The organism is Bacillus cereus group sp. BfR-BA-01355 (genome assembly GCF_022663675.1).
In the GTDB taxonomy this organism is placed as follows: domain Bacteria; phylum Bacillota; class Bacilli; order Bacillales; family Bacillaceae_G; genus Bacillus_A; species Bacillus_A thuringiensis_S.
Map to the genome: position 1 here is coordinate 1 of NZ_JAKUFY010000235.1, position 2,536 is coordinate 2,536.

Here is a 2,536-nt window from a genome sequence, read left to right on the forward strand (position 1 = left end):
GTTTGTTTCGTTCAGTTTTCAAAGAACTACTTGGTCGCTCATTTGCGACTTCCTTATGTTAACATCTTCGTTAGTTAATGTCAACTAAGTTTTTTATTTCGTTTGTCGCTTTCGACGTTATTGTCATCGGCGACTTGTTCTATATTACACTTCATTTATATAATCGTCAATACATTATTTTAAAAAACTTTATATTTTATAGAATTCATTTACGTAATCAAATTATCTATTTACGTATTTCTTCTATAGTTATATACAAGCACCCCACAGAACTATCTATAGGGTGCTATTCCATCATAAAAGCTATTGTTCTTTTGACGGCACTGAACAACTTCCATCAGTACAAGAAAGGTCGCTTCCACCATCTACTGAAAGTTCCTGTAACTTCGGTGCAGGATTCTCTTCTTCCCAAACTTGCTGGAGTGCACCAACAAAAGTTTCAAGTGGTTGTGCACCTGAAATAGCATACTTTTGATTAATAATAAAATAAGGCACTCCCGAAATTTGATATTGCTGAGCAATCGCTTCTTCAATTCTAACATCATTTGCGTACGCATTTTTATCATTAATAACATTTAAAGCTTCTTGCTTATCTAAACCTGAAGCTTCAGCAATAGTAGCAAGTGTATCCACATCACTTAAATTTTTCGATTCAGTGAAATATGCAAAAAGTAGATTTTCCGTAATCTCCTTTTCTTTTCCATGATTCTTCGCAAACTTCGCAAGACGATGCGCATCAAACGTATTCGTCGGCTTCATCTCATCAAAATTAAAACTTAAACCCATACTAGCTGCATGATTTCCTAGCTGTACGTTATTACGCTTAGCTTCTTCAATACTAATCCCATACTTTGATGCAAGCACTTCATTAATACTTGTTCCAGAGTAAACGGGAGTATTCGGATCCAACTCAAAACTTTTAAACTCAACTTCAACATCCTTCTTATGTGGAAATTGCTCTAAAGCCATCTCTAATCTACGTTTCCCAATATAGCAAAATGGGCATACAAAATCCGACCAAACCTCAATTTTCATATAAACACCTCATTAACATTTAGTTTTCAATCATTGTAGCACTGAGATTAAGGAATTCAAAAGTTTTTGCTCTATCTCCTTCATATAGTACATACAAAAATACACTTATAGCAGACTACCTAATTAACAAAAAAACGATAATCAAAAGGATTAACTATTATCCCTCCGATTATCGTCTATATAAATGCAACAACTTTAATTATGCCGGAATATACTTCCCTACGAACTTCCATACGGTATTCCAATATTTATTCGAATCTACTTTCTCCGCTTCTCCATGCCCAGCACCTGGAACAATTAATTTCTCTTTTTCTACTTTTGCAGCATTATATACTTCATCTAACATTTCAAAAGGAACGAATGTATCAGCATCCCCATGAATGAATAGCATAGGTGTTTTACTTTTCGCTACTTGTTTTACAGCTGAAGCTTCTTCTAAATCATATCCAGCTCTTAATTTTGTAACTGTATTTGCCGCATTCATAACAGGAAATTTCGGCAAGTGGAATAAATCTTTTAGCTGATAAGTAAATTCATCAATAACGGTTGAGTATCCACAATCTTCAATAATAACTTTAACATTAGAAGGTAAATCTTCTCCTGAAGTCATCATTACAGTTGCCCCGCCCATTGAAACACCAAATAGAGCTATTTCAGCATTAGGATCTTTCTTTAAGATTTGTTGAATCCAAATCAAAACATCTTTACGATCATGCCAGCCCATACCAACATAATCCCCTTCACTATTTCCGTGCCCACGAAGGTCTGGTGCTATGACATTATAGCCTTGTTCATAAAAGTTACGAATATATTTCGTCATTTCTGATGCTCTACCATTGTATCCATGAACCACAATTGCCCATTTATGACTAGATTGTTCATTCATATATTCATAGCCTTTTAAATTCATTTTATCGAAAGAACGTATAGTTAATGTGTTAGGTTTATACTTCGATACGAAGTTCGCATTCTTTTCTTCATTTGTAGCCAATACATCTCCCGATGCATTTACCGTTTCTACTAAATGAGGATTATCTTGTAAAAACTCTTTTTCTTGTTTCGCATTCAACGCGTAGTTATAAAAATAATTCCCAACTAACATATACACGATTACTAGAAGGACTAAGACTACTATAGTAATTATACCTATCCTTTTCATATTATCTCCTTTTCTAACTTAAATCTTCTTATATTAAAGTACATCAAAAAAAACAACTGTACTATTTTAACACACTGGTGAATTTTATCTTTAAGAAATAAAATAGAAAATCTTAAATTACATATCAAAAATCACGAAAGAAATCGAATAAAACTTATATAGATATGTAATTAGCTTTGAAAAAAAGTTACAAAACACAAAAAAGACGAGTCATTCTGACTCGTCTTAAGCTTGCTTGGCGACGTCCTACTCTCACAGGGACAAGGTCCCAACTACCATCGGCGCTAGAGAGCTTAACTTCCGTGTTCGGTATGGGAACGGGTGTGACCTCTCTGCCATCAT

At 34.1% G+C, this 2,536-nt stretch carries 2 protein-coding genes and 1 rRNA gene; all 3 read right to left on the reverse strand.

Annotated features, from left to right (window positions below; all coding sequences use genetic code 11):
- Positions 1-303: 303 nt before the first annotated feature.
- Entirely contained in the window at positions 304-1,035 is a 732-nt protein-coding gene (locus MR167_RS31185; protein ID WP_000687924.1) for a DsbA family oxidoreductase, read from the reverse strand.
- Between the two features lie 199 nt (positions 1,036-1,234).
- Positions 1,235-2,194: an alpha/beta hydrolase gene (locus tag MR167_RS31190; protein ID WP_000821104.1), complete on the reverse strand. Its 960-nt coding sequence runs from the start codon at positions 2,192-2,194 to the stop codon at positions 1,235-1,237.
- A gap of 233 nt (positions 2,195-2,427) precedes the next feature.
- Positions 2,428-2,536, reverse strand: a 5S ribosomal RNA gene (gene rrf / locus MR167_RS31195); the annotation flags it as partial.